Source organism: Psychrobacter sp. TB15, assembly GCF_000511655.1.
Classification (GTDB): domain Bacteria; phylum Pseudomonadota; class Gammaproteobacteria; order Pseudomonadales; family Moraxellaceae; genus Psychrobacter; species Psychrobacter submarinus.
In genome coordinates, this window is record NZ_AYXN01000015.1 from 23577 (window position 1) to 42108 (window position 18532).

An 18532-nucleotide genomic window follows, 5' to 3' on the forward strand; every position below is an offset into this window, starting at 1 on the left:
TGGCATAGCAAATCGGCTATTTTAATAGATTTTGCAAAACTTTGCTGATTGAGTTACTTGTATTTGGTTATTTAGATTATGAATGTAAAAAACCCCCAACGCGGGGTTGAGGGTTTAGGCGAAACAAACTGAGAGATCAGTTAGATAACTCTTTAGTTATCACTTAGCTTAATAGCTTTGGAGAAGCCAAAACCATTTCTATTAACAGAAACTGTTGACCCAAGTTCGAACGCTTGGTTAAAATCTATAATATAAGTATTGAAGCCTGCGTTTGGCTGATTACTTGATGACTGACCATTAATTGTTACATTATAGTTTGGCGAATAAGGAGATAGAGTGACTCTAGTACGTGACTCGTTCTCATTAATTGTTACGCTTAAACTATTAGCACATCTTGCGCCACCATCACCAAACGGACTGGTATTACCAATCCAAGGTGTTATCAGGTCGTCACCACTAACGGATAAGTCGTCTACTGCTACCGGTAGCTGGAAGTTAATACTCTGGGTGTTTTCGCTTCCGTTGACAAAGGTAGAGGCGTCGAACCGTACTTTTACCCAGTTAGAGTAACGTAGTGGGTAGCGAATCTCAAAGTCTGCACGGCCTTCATCATCTGTAACAAACGAATAACCGTCATCTGAGAGCGTACCACCAATGATAGTCACGGGATTGATAGCTTCGAGTGTACCATTTAGATTTCTATCTTCATTTGAAATAGGGTCTGAGTCTTGGTCTAAAGTGTAGTTATAGTTGGCATCTTCAGTAGGATACCAATCAGAACGTAGTGGTACTGGCGTTTTTTCAGAGAATACTTGAGGCTCAGGTGTAGTGGTTTGAATCACATTGCCAAATTCATCAAGCTCATCGATATCAGCAGCTTGATAAGTCGTTGTGCTATTTAATAAACAATATACGCCTTGAGCATATTCCGTTGCATAAGACTTAATTGATACCTCCTGATCCGCTACAGCACGACCAGAGCCATCCATGACTGATATCGAACCACGTACCGTATAGTAAATATCATCAGAAGATAACTTATTAGCGAATGCTAAAGTAGTATAGACCGCTTCTTCTGAGACGGTAATGTTAGTGGTCTTACTACCGATATTGGCATCATCTTGCAATAAGCGTGCGTTGATAATCACACCGCCGATAGGTGAGCTGGCATTGGCTTGATAGACGACACGCGCCTCACCTCTACTATCTGTTACTGCTGTTGCAGCCGATAAGCGGCCCGTTGAAGAATCTGACGCACGACTGAATACGACCGTTTGCCCTTCGACGGGTACATCATTTTCATCTTTGACCGTCGCGACAACTTCGGTGCTGGTGCCAGGAGTGATAACCGATTTAACCGCTTGGAACAGCATTTTTGCAGGGGTTGTCGCACGGAAGCGTGTATCAACAGTGGTCTGATAACGGGGCTCGCCGTTTTGTAGGGTTGCGCCTAATACTGTCGCCTGTAGTACCGCTGTGCCAGCAAGCTCAGACTTCAGCCAAAATTTTACAGTAATGACGTTGCCTTGAATATCGCTGGGTTTAATGGGTTTAGAGACAACAACTTCACCGTTAAATTTACTGATATAACTAGTAATTAAGCTACCTAATGAGGTTTGTAACTCTACTTGCTTCCCTATCAGTGAATTCGCTTGGTTAGCATTATCAGCACGGATTTGGATTTGAATCTCTTGTGGCTCATTGACATCATACAGCTTTTCAATGTTAATAAAGCTGATGCCTGCTTGCGAGACTTTGACCAGATCAATGCTAGTAAGACTACGCTGAGTATTGATACTATCCTCGCCAACAGCGCGCGCAAACACTTGCAAGTTGCCGTTACTGTCAAAGGTAAGCTGATCCTCTTTGACTTCAAAAGTTGCCTGTCCATCGCTATTAGTATTTGCTATTGCCGCTGGTGTAATTAAATCACCATTCGCGTCAACCAGCTGCATTGCTGTATTACCAATCGTCTGCCCTGCACCATCAACAAGTATAGTAGTGATGGTAATCGTCTCACCATCTTGTAGCTTAGTATTACTCGCTTCGATACTAATTTTTGTACCCACCGCTGATAGACTTAGAATTTTACTTTCACGGGTAGTCAATGTGACAACACCATTAGCATCATATTCAGGGGTAACTATCTTGGCTTCAATATCAATAGTGTGATTTAGGCGCGCATTAATACTGCCGGCGGCTAAAAGTACGCCGACATCAATTTGACCATTTGCATCAGTGGTTACCATGCTTGGTGTCGTAAGTGCCGCTCCACTCGCCGCTAGATTGGTAATAGCCAGCTGTACAGGAACGCCGGCTAGGATACCGCCTTTACTGTCAGTCACGCGGAAGGTGGCATTGGTTTGATCTCCACCAGTAGTTAGCGTGGACTTATCAGAGCTGACAAGGATCTGATACTCATCAATGGTCGCGGTATCTACAGGTACAATATAGTCTGACTCAATATCAAAGCCACCAGTCGTTTTAGTTGTCGCTGTGACCTTGATACCTGCCTCTAAAATCGCTTGATTGACATTAGCGCCAGGCTCAAGTTTAAGGTCAAATGTTGCCACACCGTCACTATTAGTACTGGCTGTACTACTACCAACTATACTAACGCCTGTTTGAATCGGATTATCAACGCTTAGGCGCACTTCACGATTACCAATAGCCTTATCATTATCTGTCGCGCGTACAAAGACTTTAAAGGTATCACCTTTAGTACTAACTACCTTATTAGCGCCGATAGCGATACTTTCTGTCGTACCTGTAGCACTACTAGGCGTAGTCGTAGTAACAGTACTAGTTTGGGTAGCGATATTACCATTGGCATCCGCTGCTGAGAAGACGATAAAAAAGCTTGAACCAATCGCTTTTTTCTGTTCCTCTGTCAGCCCTGCTGGTACGGCAAGGGTATAACTAGCTACCCCTGAATTATTAGTGACCTGCTCTTTACCGCTGACCAGACGCACGCCTTGCTCTGCAATCGCAGCAGGCAGTGCCAAGAAAACCTTTTGCCCTGCAATCACATTGTCTTGACTGTCTTTAGCAATCACTTCAACCTGTGTTTCACCACCGTTTAGATTGAGTGGCGTAGGTGTCAAATCAATCAGATCAATCGCGGCTTTAGTGGACTGTACATTGAACTCAATCGCTTGCGTTTTACCTGTCAAAGTTTCACGCAACACAGCTTCAAGCGTTTTGTTTTTTAGCGCCGCTTTTTGCTCTTTAGTTAAGTTATTAGGCACAGTGACGGTAAAGCTGACATTACCGCTAGCGTCTGTGGTCACAGAGGTGATACTATCACCTGCTTTGCCATTAACGGTCAATAGCTTTGCTAATGCTCTGTCCTTAAAGTCAATGGTCACCGGTTGACCACTGATTGGGATATTGGTGGTCTCTGTGCTGATACCTGCACCTACAACGACCGTATCGCCTTCACCATTCAAGGTATAGTACGGACGGTTGTTGATAAGCGTTGGGTTATTTAAGACGCTCAGATCAACTGCTGGTCTGACAATGTTAATTTGTCCAATATTAGAGGTATATTTACCGCCTTTTTCAACATAAGACAGCTGATAATTGATGCCAACATTTTTGAGCTCTTCACGCTCTTCATAGCTCAACCCTTCAGGGATAGTTACGATAAAGGTCGTTTCACCGTTGAAGTCGATGGTACTGCTGTCGGTATTGACCGTAACGCCATAGTCCTGCGCTTTTTTGCCAAGGAGGATACTGACCTCTTGGCCTTCTGCAGCACTATTGGTTTTATTGTTTAACAATTGTACCTTGATGATGCCCTCGCCGCCAAGCTCGCTGATGGTTGGGGTGACGATAGAGGCGAAATATAAGCTGGTTGCAGGCTCTTTGACCGTTATATTATCGCTGATAGACTTTTTAAGGTTATTGTCATCGGTGATGGTGGCGACGTAGTTGATGCCGTTTTTAATCAGCGCACTTTTTTGAGCCTCGGTTAGCGGCTGCGTGATATTGACTGTAAAGGTGACTCGGCCGGCTTTGTCAGTCGTCTGCTCACTGTCTTCGATGACCACACCTGGCGCGTCTTGGATACTCAATTTGACCTGTTTACCAAGCGCAGCACTACCATCAGGGTATTTGCCTGTGATAGTAACGATAAACTGATCATCGTAGACACTGACGCCATTAGGGGTAGCGTTGGTACTGAGCACGATATCGCTAAGGACAGTATCATCAGTGATGAGTATATTGTTACTTGTGGCCTCTGTACTGCGTCCGAGAGCATCGGTGACGCGGGCTGTTAATACAAAACCACTGGCATCTTCAAGCGTTTGCTTTTGCGCTGCATCTAGACCTTGAGGCACGCGTACCGTGTATCTGACTTCACCTTGATCATTGGTGACTTGTGCGGCGCTACCATCTAACGTCACAAGCCCAGCTAGATTGTCCGGTAACTTGGCAGTAACATCAGTACCTGCAATCACGCCGCCGTTTTTATCATTGACGCGGAAGGTGATGACGGTGCTGCCACCTGAGCTTGGTAGCTGGGTTTGACTGCTCGTGCCAAAGTTGATTTGGTACTGTGCTTCAGGTGCTTCAGCATTTGCCGTGAAACTTTGCTCTTCGATACCGTCGTCATCGGTTAGGATGGCGGTATAAGCAATGCCATTGGCGGCAATGGCCTCACGTTGTTTGCGAGTGAGGCTTGGGTCGATGTTGACAGTGAAGCTGGCTGTACCTGAGGCATTGGTGCGCCCTTCACTATTTTCGATACTCAGGCCAGGTGTGCTATCAATAACCAGTTTGACAGCTTTGCCGGCGGCGGCGCTGCCATCTGGGCGTTTGCCGCGTACGTTTATAACAAAGCTGTCTTTTAGAATATTGATGACACTTGGCGTACTATTTGATGTCAAGGTGGTCTTACTAGAGGCACTAATGGTAATTGATTGACTCTCAACTGGCGTGCGCGCGCCTGAGGTTTCTGCTAGAATCGCTTTAACCTTAAAGCCTTTGACACCCTCTAGCTGCGCTTTTTGAGCGGCATTTAGATTGCTAGGGACGTTGATCGTATAATTGACCACACCTTGAGCATTGGTCGTCTGCGCCGCACTGCCGCTAAAGGCCAATAACCCTGCCTCTGCCAATGCTTTGGGTAAGCTTGCAGTGACGCTTTGATCGGCGATAACGCCGCCTGACTTGTCCGTCACGCGGAAGCTGACGACCACTGAGCCGCCTGAGCTTGGCAGCTGAGTAGTGCTGCTTGGGCTTGCCTTGATATTATACTCGGCATCAGGAACAGATGCCGCCACGGTAAAGCTCTCTTCAGAGATTCCATCGGTATCTGTCAATACAGCCGTGTAATTGATACCACTTGCTGCCAGTTTTTCACGCTGTTCTTGAGTGAGGCTTGGGTCAATATTAATAGTAAAGACGGCATTACCCGCAGCATCTGTGATCTGCTCATTGCCTTCGATGCTAATACCAGGCGCATCTTTGATAATCAGCTTAACGGCTTTATCAGACACGGCGCTACCATCAACGCGCTTACCAGATACTTGGATCTTAAACTGGTCTTTTAGAATATTGACCACACTGGGGATAGTATTTGAGCGGACACGGGTTTTACTCACGGCAACCTTACTGCTAATACTAATGCTAGCACTTGGCTGTTCACTGCGGGCCCCTGACGCTTCAACCATACTTGCCATCAATACAAACTGATTAGCAGATTCAAGCGTTTTCTTCTGATCGGCATTGAGTCCGGCAGGAACGCGAACCGTATAACTGACCACACCACTCTCATTGGTCGCTTTGGTCGCTTGACCATCTAGGATAAGAAGTCCGACCAGCTTTTCAGGCAATTCGGCAGTCACCTCTTGCCCTGCAATCACGCCGCCTCTTTTATCATTAACGCGGAAGCTGACGACAGTGCTGCCGCCTGAGCTTGACAATTGCGTGTTGCTAAGCTGACCGAAATTGATCTGATACTCTGCAGCAGGGATCATTACAGACACATTAGACTTACTGCTGGCCACACCATCATCGTCAGTTAGGCTGACAGTATAATCAATACCTGAGGTCACTAGCGCCTCACGCTCAGCCTTGCTAAGATTTGGATCGATATTGACAGTAAACGTGGCATTACCGGCATCGTCTGTCGCTCGCTCATCGTCTTCGACGCTGATACCAGTGGCATTGATTGTGAGCTTCGCCACTTTATATGCCGCCGCACTACCATCAGGACGCTTACCTGAGACTTGAATGGTAAAGCTATCTTTTAAAATATTGACAGTTCTTGGCGTTACTTGAGTGCGTAGGATGGTTTTGCTGACTTGGGCTTTATCAGTTACGCCAATTGTCGTACTGGCTGTGCTACTAGCGCCTGATGCCTCAATAGCTTTGACTTTTAATGGAAAGCCAGTATTATCTTCAAGCTGTTTTTTCTGATTAGCACTCAACCCTGTTGGTATGCGCACATTAAAGCTGACCATACCGTTATTGTCAGTGGTTTGCGTCGCGCTACCGTCTAGCGTTATCAAGCCGGCTTTAACCAGTGCAGCTGGCAGTTCGGCAACCACCTTTTGACCTGCGATGACACCGCCATTTCTGTCATTGACACGGAAGCTGACCGTGGTTGTGCTGCCAGCGCTTGATAACTGCGCACTACTGATCTGACCAAAGCTGATTTTGTATTGCGCCTCAGGCACGACTGCCGCTGATTCAAATCTTTGCGTGCTCACACCGTCAGCGTCAGTTAAGACAGCAGTATAGCTGATGCCAGATTTTGCGATGGCGTCACGCTGAGCTTTGGTTAAGCTTGGGTCGATATTGACAGTAAAGGAGGCGTTACCAGCACTATCGGTCGCCTGCTCATTGTCTTGAACGCTCATGCCTTCGACGTTGTCGATGGTGAGCTTGATTACTTTATCAGTCGCCGCGCTGCCATCAGAACGCTTGCCTGAGACTTGGATGATAAAGCTGTCTTTTAAGACATTGACCGTTTTTGGCGTAGTCTGTGCAGTCAGTACGGTTTGGCTTTTTTGCACCTCATCGGTGACGCCAATTGCTGTACTAGTCGTACTATTGGCCCCTGACGCTTCAATGGCTATTACCTTTAGTGGGAAGCCGCTGTTGTCCTCGAGCAATGTTCTTTGCTCAGCAGTCAGCCCTGTCGGCACACGCACATTGAAGCTAACCATGCCGTTTGCATCTGTGGCTTTTTTACTGTTTCCATCTAAAGTGATGGCGCCAGCGTTAACGAGATCTTGCGGTAAGCTTGCGGTTACGCTCTGTCCTGCGATCACGCCGCCATCTTTGTCATTGACGCGAAAGCTGACTGTGGTTGTGCCGCCAGTACTTGACAGCTCTCTATTGGTGATTTGCCCAAACTTGATTTGGTACTGTGCTTGCGGTATCTCAGCCTGAGCGGTAAAGCTTTCGATAGCACTGCTATCACTATCGGTTAAGATAACTTGATAATCGATATTACTAGCGGCGATAGTACGGCGATCTGCCAAGCTTAGACTTGGATCAATGTTAATGGTAAATGAGGCATTACCCGACCCATCTGTCGTTTGCTTATTGCCTGCGATACTGATGCCTTTAACCCCTGAGATATTAAGCTCAACCGGTTTATTGATAGCGGCATTGCCATTAGGCTGCTTGGCGGCCACGCGAATACTAAAGCTGTCTTTCAACACATTGACTACGCTTGGCATAGTGCTGGCGCTGACGACGATATCACTCCTAGTCGGATCCGCATTGACATTAATTTTTTCACTGTTGGCTTTAACGCTTACACCTGATGTTTCTGTCAGGCTTGCGGTTAATGAAAATCCACTGCTTTCAATAGCTTTACGCTGATCAACGGACAACCCTTCAGGGATGCGCACAGTATAGTCAACGATACCTTGAGCATCTGTCGTTTGATTGGCGGCGCTAGTAAGTGTGACCAACCCTTTTTGCGTTAAGGTACTGGGCAAGCTCGCGACCACTTGTTGTCCTGCCACGATACCACCAGTTTTATCATTAACACGGAAGCTGATAGTGGTCTCGCCGCCAGTACTGAGTAGTTTGTTTTTGCTTGCTGTGCCTGTGTTTATTTTATATTCGGCGACAGGCATGATGACAGATACGGTATCCGACTCACTGGTGATACCATCATCGTCAGTTAAGGTCACGGTGTAAGGAATACCATTTTTGACTAAATTATCACGCTGCGTGTCAGTCAAGTTTTGAATATTGACTTTGAAGGTAGCTTTACCGGCACTATTAGTGACCTTCTCGCTGCCTTCGATACTCACGCCTGAGACGTTATTGATAGTCAGTTTGACCGGTTTGTCATTTGCGGCGCTACCATCAGGGCGCTTGGCATCAACTTGGATACTGAAGCTATCTTTTAGCACATTGACCGCATTTGGAGCGCTCGTAGAGCTTAAGATAGTTTCACTCTCTGCGGTGATTTGTACGCGTTTACTATCAATGTTGCTGCTTGCACCTGACGACTCAGTGGCTTTTGCACTCAGTACAAAACCACCTGCGCTTTCTAAGATTGCGCGATTACTTTCTGATAATCCTTTTGGAATACTGACGGTATAGCTGACCATACCTTTATTATCCGTAGTTTGCGTAGCATTGCTGTCTAAGCCTAATAGTCCGTTTTGGGTCAATAATGAAGGCAAGCGCGCGGTGACAGTTTCGCCTGCAACTGCGCCGCCGTCTTTATCGCTTACGCGAAAGCTGATGTCCACGCTACTGCCAAAGCTTGAGATTCTAGGTTTGCTGACGCTGCCCGCCTTGATTTGATATTGCGCGGCGGGTATCTCTACCTGGCTCTCGCCATTCGCTACAGTAATCGCTTTGTTTGGCTCAAATAAAGTGACTGTATAGCTGATACCGTCTTGTGCAAGTTTGCTACGATCTGCAGTGCTCAATGTCGGAGCAATTACGATATCGACGAGCGCTTGGCCTTTAGCATCAAGGAACAGAGACTCTTTACTTAAACTGACCCCTTTGATGTTATTGTTAAGTTTGATGGTTACTTGCGTATTTTCAATATCTGTTGGTACTTTATTACTGATAGCGTTAGCGTTGATAGTGAGCGTTTGCTTGTCGCCATAAGCATTGAGATTATTATCGTTACCTGAGATATCAAGCTTATAATCTGATATAGGTAGCGATACTTCCAGTGTGCCTGTAACTTCTTTAGTAGCACCATTTTTTTCGATAATATTAATCGCATAAACTACGCCATTTAATAGCGTATCACGCTGAGCTTTAGTTAAATTTTCGTCGATTTTAATATTAAAGGTTGCAATGCCATTTTCGTTAGTGGTTCTGCTATTGCCACCGACAATAGCGATACCTTTAATATCAGCTATACCTATTCCAACTTCAACATCACTGGCACGCGCACCATCTGTATTTTTGAGAATGACACTAAAGGTAGCACTATCGCCGTAAGGGTTGAGCTTATTGTTCGAAACAGAGTTTGTCTGAATGCTATTCTCTATATTTAAGCTACTAACCTCAGTTTGTGTACCATCGCCGCTACCCTCTTTGCTGACGCCAACATTTAATACTTGAGTGAATGTCGAGCCATCTGAGGGACGACTGGCCGTAGCCTTTAAGCCAAACCCATTATTAAGTAAATCCGCTTTTTGCGTCTCATTAAGTACTAAAGGGTTGAGCCTTAGCTCATAGGTGGCTTCACCTTTGTCATCAGTATTTTGAACGCTCGCGCCTTGAATAGTCACACCCGTATTGCTAGTGTCATCAACACTTAAGCTAACCGCTTTATCGATGGCAGCGCCTCCGGTTGTGTTTTCGACCGCTTTTACAGTTACAATAAAAGTGACAGGCTCGTCTGTAAGCTTAATATTAGTTGGAACGGTATAAAGTCTTTGTAAACTAAAGTCTTCTGCAGGCGTCTGCTCACCATTATCACTACCATCGTTATCGTTACTTCCACTATCACCATTGTCACCTGTACCTGGATTATCTAAATCTGGTTTTGGCGGAAGTATATCTGTACCGCCATCGTCACCACCGCCGCCGCAGCCTGCTAAGGATAACGCTACAGACAGCGCCGTGAACTTAAATAATTTAGAGCTAAGAGGTAGTGAGCTATAGAACATATCTGGGACTCCGCACGAGCGACAATTTATTTGACAAAGCAAACACAAAGAATGAGGTACCTATGAGCTATAGGCAAAAATAAACTAAGAATGTAATAATATACTACATATTAATAGTTTGTATTGATTTTATCACAGTAACTTTACTGAATTTTGTCGAAACTTACAATCGATAATTAGATTTTAAAGTCACTTAATCATTCCCCTGTAGATGCAAATTCAAGGTATAATAAGCTCCATTGAGATCGACTATTATTGTAAAATAGTTTGAGTATTTAGCTATTTTATGGTATAAATGTCGCCTTTAAATTTTCTGAATTGGTCACTCTGTTATTTGCCTTTAGATAACAGTAATGCCAGCTCAACCTTCATATAGTTTTGTTTGGTGCAAAGATGCCGCTGCTGTGTCCATGCCGCATATTCGCGCAACTTGCCCAGACTGGTATGGGATAAACCCCATACCTCATAGATTAGGAGTTCGCCATGTCTAGAGTTTGCCAAGTGACTGGAAAGCGCCCTATGGTGGGTAATAATGTTTCGCACGCGAACAACAAAACCCGTCGTCGCTTCCTACCAAACCTAAAGCATCATCGTTTTTGGGTAGAGTCTGAAAATCGTTTTGTACGTCTACGTGTGTCTACCAAAGGTATGCGTACCATCGATAAATTAGGTATTGATAAAGTGCTAGCTGATCTGCGTGCACAAGGTCAAAAAGTTTAAGTCCCATTTAAACTTAGTGCTCTGCCACTTTTAAAGGAAATTATCATGAGAGATAAAATCAAATTAGTATCAACTGCTGGTACTGGATACTACTATACGACGACTAAAAACAAGCGCACAATGCCTGGCAAAATGGAAATCAAAAAGTTTGATCCTAAAGTTCGCCAGCATGTGATCTTTAAAGAAGCTAAAATCAAATAATCTGCGTTTATATTAATCGCTGATATTTGCATAAAAAAAGGGTTTATCACATGATAAACCCTTTTTTTGCGCCACGTTTTAGCTTTTATTACCTGTTCCTTTTAATACCTGTTCTGTTAAATGCTAACTAATAAATACTAGCTAAGCCAAACCCAGTATTGCGTTAACTATAATGCGTCGGCTCTTTGTCGTAGACATGGGCATGCCACTGGCTCATCTGCTTTTGCATAATGACCTGAATAGCGGCATGAATCATGTGCTGACCGATAGATTGCGTATCGCTGCCCAATAAGTCTTTTAGCTTATCGGAGAAATCAATCGTCATCAGCGCTTCTTCATTTTTATCCGAATCACGCAGTAATAGCGTACCATCATCAGCCTCAATCAGCTCAAGCGTCGTCTCTTTGGCAAATCCTGAAAACGGATCAGTATTATCAGTCTCCACTTCTATCTCATTATCAATATCGTATGGCATCTCGTGTTTCCTTATTATCCCGTAGCTTGCTGTCTTGAGAACTAATGATTTAATCCTCTACAGCGCTCGAGAAAAGTCTTCGTTACTTCATACAATGGACGCTTTAGCTCTCAATTTCAAGGGCTAATATTCAACGCCAGTAGCGCAGTTTGGCGATGGTAAATAAGAAAGCTACAAACATCCCTAGGTAATACATGAGCTTGAGCTCTAAAGTCGGATCGCGGTATTTAAAAGGTAAAGCCACCACAGCGGTCGCCGTTGGCAATATTAGCAGCATTAGCAGCCAGTTCTCTATCACATTGAGCCAACCCTCTTGGCCCGTGCCTTTACTTAATCCTGCAAGCCCTAATAATAAGCAGGCAATAATAAGACTGGTAAATAGACCATTCGGTAACTCTTTAGGGTAGATAACATTGGCAATGCGAGTGGGCATAATTTGCATACAAAAACTCAGTCGTTTTTATGATCTAAGCTAGTAATAGCTTATTAAAGGTAGGAGAATTATGGCATAAGACAAGATCAGCTATAAGTGCCCATGATCCATAATAATGAGATGCAAGAGGTCAGATAGCCTAAACTTATCGCATTCCAGCCCTCTATCTGCGTGCCATTAAGCTTATTAAAGATCTTTGAGCCAAGCCAAAACAGTAAGGGAATACCAATGATAAAAGCAGGAACTAGCACTGCCGCATGAAGCATAACCTCGCTAATATCGTGACCTACTATCAGGCGAAAGCCGTAGCCTGCTGAGCTTAGTATTAAAGCAAAAACAGCTAAACCAATAGTAATGCCTTTGGGCACTAAGCTACGCGGCTTAGACGCAGGAGCGTCAGCCTTTAAACTCGGGTTTTGGCTATTGATTGGCGTAGTCATAAGTCACCTCAATTAACAGTCATCTCAATTAATAGTCATCTCAATTAATAGTCATATCAATTGATAGTATAGTGCGCTCAAATCAGCTGGTACGACCTTTTATTTCGTCTTATCTAGATGGAGGCTTATAGGCCTAAAAACAAGAGACAGAGCGAGCCGCGACTACTCGCCTGCTTTTGCAAGCTCAGCACGCATAGCATCAATAGCGACTTTATAATCGTCTTGGTTAAAAATAGCTGAGCCGGCAACAAACATATCAGCGCCTGCCTCCGCGATAGCGCGGATATTATTGGCTTTGATACCGCCATCGACCTCTAGCCTGATATCGCGGCCGCTTGCATCGATACGCTGACGTACTTGTCGTACCTTATCCAACGTGCCTTCGATAAATGACTGTCCGCCAAAGCCAGGATTGACACTCATAAGCAAAATTTGATCGACCTTGTCCATCACATAATCTAGATAATGCAGTGGTGTCGCTGGATTGAACACTAAGCCGCATTTCGCGCCGCCGTCTTTGATCAGCTGCAATGAGCGATCGATATGATCGCTGGCTTCAGGATGAAAGGTAATAACGCTAGGATTGGCGTGTAGGAACTGCTCAATCATACCATCGACAGGCGCTACCATTAAGTGCACGTCGATAGGCGCGTCGATACCATAATCACGCAGCGCCTGACAGATCATGCTACCAAAAGTTAAGTTCGGTACGTAGTGATTGTCCATGACATCGAAATGAATAACATCGGCCCCTGCTGCCAAGACGTTTTCGACCTCCTCGCCTAATCGAGCAAAGTCAGCGGATAAAATAGAAGGGGCGATTAAGTACTGCTTATCAGGACAAATCATAGGAGAGCTACCTCTTTAATGGGTATTAAAATAAGAAATAATTTGAGAAGCACTAACGCGGTTTATACTGAGTCTTGCTATAAGCGCGGCCCACTTCAAAGTCGCGTTTGGCTTCATGCTTAGTGTTACGGCCCGTTACCCGCTCACGCCACAATCGAAAAGATGACGGCTTTAGCTCATGACGCATCAGCTTAATTACCGCCGTCTCATCAAGACCATAGCTATGCTCTATCGCGGCAAATGGCGTTCTATCTTCCCATGCCATCTCGATGACTCTTGACGTCTGTACTTCGTCTAATACGATATTGCCGTCTGCATAGACTGGCGGCTCAGCTAGCACCGCTTGCTCGGTATAATGTGAGGCGCTTGATATGAGTTTAGCTTAGCTGCGCTTGACGATAATGGTGCCAAATGTGATCTTCGATGACCGTTTGGATAAAATAGTAACTGTGATCGTGACCCGCTTGATAACGTAGGGTCAAAGGCTGCTGCGCGTCTTTACAAGCCTGTTGCAGCTTTTCGGTTTGTAGTTGCCCCTCACTCAAAAAGTTATCGGCAGCGCCTTGGTCTACCAATAAGCTGGCGTACTGCTGTCCTGCCTTTGCTATAACCTTAGCGGCATCAGCTTGTTGCCATAATGACTTATCGTCACCGAAATACTGGGTATAGGCCGCTTGTCCCCAATCCGATTCGCTCGCAGCGCACACCGGCGACAACGCTGAGACACTAACGAACTTACTAGGATATTTAAAGCCTAATAGTAATGCACCATGACCGCCCATAGAATGACCCGTAATACCGATACTATTCACCGGAAACTCTTGACGCACTAAGTCATAAAACTCATCAACGATGTAACTTTGCATATTAAAATGCTCTGACCATGGCGCCTCTATCGCGTCGACATAGTAGCTTGCGCCCTGCCCGACAAAGTAACGCTCATCATCTGCCACATCAATATCGTCGCTACTACGAGGAGAGGTGTCTGGGGCGATAAAGATGACACCAAGCTCGCTGCATTTTTGTTGGAAGTGCGCTTTATGGGTGACGTTATCAGCATTACAAGTCAATCCTGATAAATATAGTATCGCCGGACAACGCTGACCGGCTAATGCCTCATCTGGCAAATAAATACTAAAGGTCATGGGCGTGTTAGTCGCTAATGACTCATGGCGATAATAGTGCTGCTCGCCATCAAAGCAGCGATTAGCACTGATTTGTGTCAATTTTGAGCTGACAGATAACTTTTGCTTAGAATACTGACTCATCATTGATATCCTTTTAGATTTACCGTTGTTATCGTTATATTGTTCATTAAAAAATACGTTATATTTATCGTGTTATGCAAATGCCGTTAAAAGCAGACTTATTATTCACATAGCTTATTATTATTCATATAGCAAGTTACAGCAGACTTGATCTCTATTATACAAACTATCCGCCGACTATCCATTGGCTTTGTTTAGCGCTTTGTTAAGGGGTGGTGATATCGTAGCCCATTAAAGCGCGACCCTTTTAGTTTGTGTCAACTATAGCAGATGGCGGCAGTGCGCGCTGCTGATCAAATAACACCTGCTCAAAAGCGGGCAACGCCGTTTTCATTAAGCTGCCCACAACCATCTGCGGCTCTGACGGCTCAAACCCCATCATACTTTCGCGCTCTTGTATGCGTAAGCTTGCATCTTTAAAGGCAGCGGCAAAGCTGGTGTTTTTACGTAGGCTCTCCGCGAAGAACGCTTGACCAAAATAAGTCATCTCAGCGCTATTGGTACAGCCAAATGACATCTTATCCGCTGCAGATGCGGTAATAACGACTGTGGTTGGTGAGGTCAGCTCGTCAATAAAAGAGCCTGAATAGCAAGCCGATACGATAATAACCCGCCAGCGAATACCGGCCTCGTCCAAAGCCTCGCGCAGCCACGCCGACTCTAAATTATCCATTGCTACAGGTGCGTTTGCCAATTGCAGAATATCTTCGTTACCGTGTGACGATAAGGTGAGCAGCAACACATCTTCATCGCTATTCATTTGCTCACCGATCTTTTTTAGCCCTCGTAAAATACTGGTCTTCGTCGCTATCGGCTCATCCAGCCAGCTATAGCGGTTATTAATTAAAGACAACGAGCGCCCACTTATACCAAAACGCACATCAAACAGCTCGCGAGCATGATTGATCTCAGAGCGAAAAACCTCTTGCCCGGCGAACCCTGCAACGCCCATAAAGTACCATTCCGTCTTACCTAAGATGCTAGCATCAATACTCGCTAAGGCGTTTTGTAGCAGCTCAGGCTGCTTATAAATAGCCGCTTCTTCTAGTATTGGCTCTACGGGTATGGGTTTGAAAATAGGCTGATCGGCGACGTTTTTTTGCCAAATAGTCAGCAGGGCCACAGCTCCTATCAGCACGATAATGCGCTCCCACCAAGGCGTTCGCAAGCGCTGCGAGAAGATCCATAACAGTGCGAGAGTTTGCCATAAAAACAGTACTAAAAATAATACCGGTAAAAACGAGTAACTCCAATCTGGCAGCCAGTTTTGAGTGCCAAAAAACTGCACTAAGCTTTGTAGTAACGCCGAGATACTATCTGCCACTAACCATAATACCGCTGGCACAAACAATAAGCTTTGATTGCCAGATCGCCGCGCTAGAATAATACCTGCTAGCAGAATAATCACCGGCCATATCAGGTAACTGACTAAGCCTTGCTCATTAAAAACGCTACCACTTTCTGCCGCTAGCCAAGAAAAAAGTACATTGCTTCCAAGCGCTATTAGAGCAAAACAAGCAAACTGTACAAAGGTAGGCTTTACCCAAGAAAAGGCACGCGTAGAGCCAATCAGCATCCAAATAGCGGCAATGATATTGGCTGCAAAATTAAGAGAGAAGCGCTGAAGGGAGACGGTTTTTAGGGACGAGAGTGACAAAGACTTAAACCTCTATCGAGCCAAGAAAATGAAGGCATGGTGTACTAGCAGCTAATCATTAGCAAAACCATATTAAATAAAACAGTATTGAATAAAAATATACTAAATAAAAGGCAAGCAAGACCATAGTAAGCAAAATCAAAGTCTATTCGTTTTGCCCGTTAAACTAAAACAATTGTAACGGATTGTCGCTTCAGGCGATAAGGCTGATTTGTAAAACCGCTATACAATAAGTCGCTGCTCCGATTTATACCTAAAAAAAGGAGACCTATTACTAGATCTCCTCTGTAGCTTAACACTATAGATTCAAGCAATCTTATACTAGCGCATCAATAACTCATTAACGCGTTTGAGATAAGCGGCTGGATCATCGAGTTGACCACCATCTGCCAGCAGCGCTTGATCAAAGATCACTTGAGCAAGGTCGTCGAACTGCTCGCTGGACTCTAACTTTTTAATCAGCGGATGCTCTGGGTTGACCTCCAAGATAGGCTGCGTCTCTGGTACTTCTTGACCCATTTGCTTGAGCATCTGAATCATCTGCGGTGACAGCTCACCCTCTGCAGTAACGAGTATCGCAGGACTATCGACTAAGCGGTTCGATACGCGTACGTCTTTAGCGCGTGTATCTAGGGCGGTCTTTAGCTTTTCAACCACAGGCTTCATAGACTCTTGCGCCTTTTCAGCTTCCGCCTTTTCTTCCTCGTCCTGCAAGTCGCCTAAGTCCACCGCGCCTTTCGCGATATTTTGTAGTGGGGTCTCATCGAATGAGGTTAAGAAGTTCATCGCCCACTCATCAACACGGCTGGTCATTAAGATGACCTCGATGCCTTTTTTCTTAAATAGTTCAAGCTGCGGGCTGTTTTTGGCCGCTGCAAGATTGTCCGCGGTGAGATAGTAGATGGCTTTTTGACCCTCAATCATGCGGCTTTTGTAGTCTTCAAAGCTAGTCTCAACTTTGTCATTAGTGCTAGTGGCATAACGCAGCAGCTTAGCGATACGCTCTTGGTTACCCATGTCCTCGCCAAGACCTTCTTTGATGACATCGCCAAACTCGCTATAAAACTGCGCGAATTTGTCTTGCTTGTCGCTGTCTTCACTATTGGCTAGGCTTGCCAGCATAGTCAAGATACGGCGCGCATTACCATCACGGATGGATTTGACATCACGCGACTCTTGCAATAACTCTCGGCTGACATTGAGTGGCAAATCAGCTGAATCAATCACGCCTTTGACGAAACGCAAGTACATAGGCAGTAGTTGCTCGGCGTCATCCATGATAAATACACGTTTGACATACAGCTTAAGCCCATGCTGCTGCTCACGAGTATATAGATCCATCGGCGCTTTTTTGGGTACATATAATAGCTGAGTGTACTGTACGCGGCCTTCCACGCGGTTATGCGTCCACGTCAGCGGCTCATCCATGTCGTAGCTGATGTTTTTATAAAAATCGACATACTCTTCATCTTCGATCTCGGATGCTGAGCGTGTCCATAGCGCACTGGCTTTATTGATAGTTTCCCACTCATCGGTGAGTACCATCTCGCCGCCCGCAGGCGTATCACTGTCGTCGTTCTCATCTTTAACATCTTCTTGCCAGACTTCTTTACGCATCTGAATCGGCAGGCTGATATGGTCTGAGTATTTATTGACTAAGCGCTTAATCTTAGCACGGTCGAGGTAGTTATCCTCGCCTTCGGTGTATTCTTCTTTTAGGTGCAAGGTGATGGATGTGCCGCGAGTTTCTTTGGTGATCGTCTCAACCGTGAAGCTACCGCTGCCATCAGATATCCAGCGTACGCCTTGCTCCGCAGGCTCACCAGCTTTACGCGACTCAACCGTAATGGTGTCGGCCACGATAAACCCAGAGTAAAAGCCAACACCGAACTGACCAATTAATTGACCGTCTTGCTTTTGTGATTCAGATAATTTATCCAAGAAGGCTTTAGTGCCAGACTTGGCAATAGTACCTAGATTTTCGATAGCATCGGCTTCATTCATGCCGATACCGTTATCGATAAAGGTGATGGTTTTGGCATCACTATCAACGGCAATACGGATTTTTAACTCGCCATCATCTTCATATAAGCTGTCATCATTAGTCGCTTCAAAACGCAATTTGTCACAAGCATCAGAGGCGTTTGAAACCAGCTCACGGACAAAGATATCGGCATTAGAGTACAAAGAGTGGGTCACTAAATGCAGCAACTGCGCCACTTCCGCCTCAAAACTATGTTTTTTTAATTCTGGGTTGTTGTTGTCACTCATAAAGAACTCCTTCATTGGAAAGTTGAGATTAACGTAAAACAGTAGCACTAACTGAGCGCCTCAAACTAAGAGTCTCAATTAGTGCTAGGCTGTTTATACTAAT

The 18532-nt window shown here is 45.1% G+C and carries 11 protein-coding genes; 2 read left to right on the forward strand and 9 right to left on the reverse strand.

The annotated features are described in order from the left end of the window. Window positions 1–152 precede the first annotated feature (152 nt). Window positions 153–10115, reverse strand: coding sequence for a carboxypeptidase regulatory-like domain-containing protein (locus W234_RS0102935; RefSeq protein ID WP_025644578.1), 9963 nt, complete (start codon window positions 10113–10115; stop codon window positions 153–155). A 483-nt stretch (window positions 10116–10598) separates the two neighbouring features. Here W234_RS0102935 and rpmB point away from each other — a divergent pair, with 483 nt between their 5' ends. Then, a complete protein-coding gene (gene rpmB / locus W234_RS0102940) occupies window positions 10599–10835 on the forward strand; it encodes a 50S ribosomal protein L28 (RefSeq protein ID WP_025644580.1) in 237 nt (78 codons plus the stop codon). A gap of 45 nt (window positions 10836–10880) precedes the next feature. Beyond that, the gene (gene rpmG, locus W234_RS0102945) at window positions 10881–11036 is read left to right on the forward strand and encodes a 50S ribosomal protein L33 (protein ID WP_010201403.1); all 156 of its coding nucleotides are present in this window, start codon (window positions 10881–10883) and stop codon (window positions 11034–11036) included. A 163-nt stretch (window positions 11037–11199) separates the two neighbouring features. On the opposite strand, the gene W234_RS0102950 is transcribed toward rpmG, so the two are convergent. From W234_RS0102950 to htpG, 8 genes are all read right to left on the reverse strand, one after another. Further along, a complete protein-coding gene (locus W234_RS0102950; protein WP_025644587.1) occupies window positions 11200–11511 on the reverse strand; it encodes a hypothetical protein in 312 nt (103 codons plus the stop codon). Between the two features lie 130 nt (window positions 11512–11641). Continuing rightward, window positions 11642–11953, reverse strand: a complete 312-nt coding sequence (locus W234_RS0102955) for a hypothetical protein (protein WP_037058780.1) — start codon at window positions 11951–11953, stop codon at window positions 11642–11644. A gap of 77 nt (window positions 11954–12030) precedes the next feature. Then, on the reverse strand, window positions 12031–12384 hold the full coding sequence (locus W234_RS0102960; RefSeq protein WP_025644591.1) for a hypothetical protein: 354 nt from the start codon (window positions 12382–12384) through the stop codon (window positions 12031–12033). A gap of 162 nt (window positions 12385–12546) precedes the next feature. After that, on the reverse strand, window positions 12547–13233 hold the full coding sequence (rpe, locus tag W234_RS0102965) for a ribulose-phosphate 3-epimerase (protein WP_025644593.1): 687 nt from the start codon (window positions 13231–13233) through the stop codon (window positions 12547–12549). A 52-nt stretch (window positions 13234–13285) separates the two neighbouring features. Further along, window positions 13286–13573, reverse strand: coding sequence for a TIGR03643 family protein (locus W234_RS0102970; RefSeq protein WP_319802569.1), 288 nt, complete (start codon window positions 13571–13573; stop codon window positions 13286–13288). Window positions 13574–13610: 37 nt separating this feature from the next. Then, on the reverse strand, window positions 13611–14501 hold the full coding sequence (gene fghA / locus W234_RS0102975) for an S-formylglutathione hydrolase (RefSeq protein ID WP_025644597.1): 891 nt from the start codon (window positions 14499–14501) through the stop codon (window positions 13611–13613). Window positions 14502–14748: 247 nt separating this feature from the next. Next, the gene (locus W234_RS0102980) at window positions 14749–16158 is read right to left on the reverse strand and encodes a C13 family peptidase (RefSeq protein WP_025644598.1); all 1410 of its coding nucleotides are present in this window, start codon (window positions 16156–16158) and stop codon (window positions 14749–14751) included. Window positions 16159–16479: 321 nt separating this feature from the next. Beyond that, window positions 16480–18429 carry a molecular chaperone HtpG gene (gene htpG / locus W234_RS0102985; RefSeq protein ID WP_037058782.1) on the reverse strand — a complete coding sequence of 650 codons (1950 nt, stop codon included), beginning with the start codon at window positions 18427–18429 and terminating at the stop codon, window positions 16480–16482. Window positions 18430–18532 lie beyond the last annotated feature (103 nt).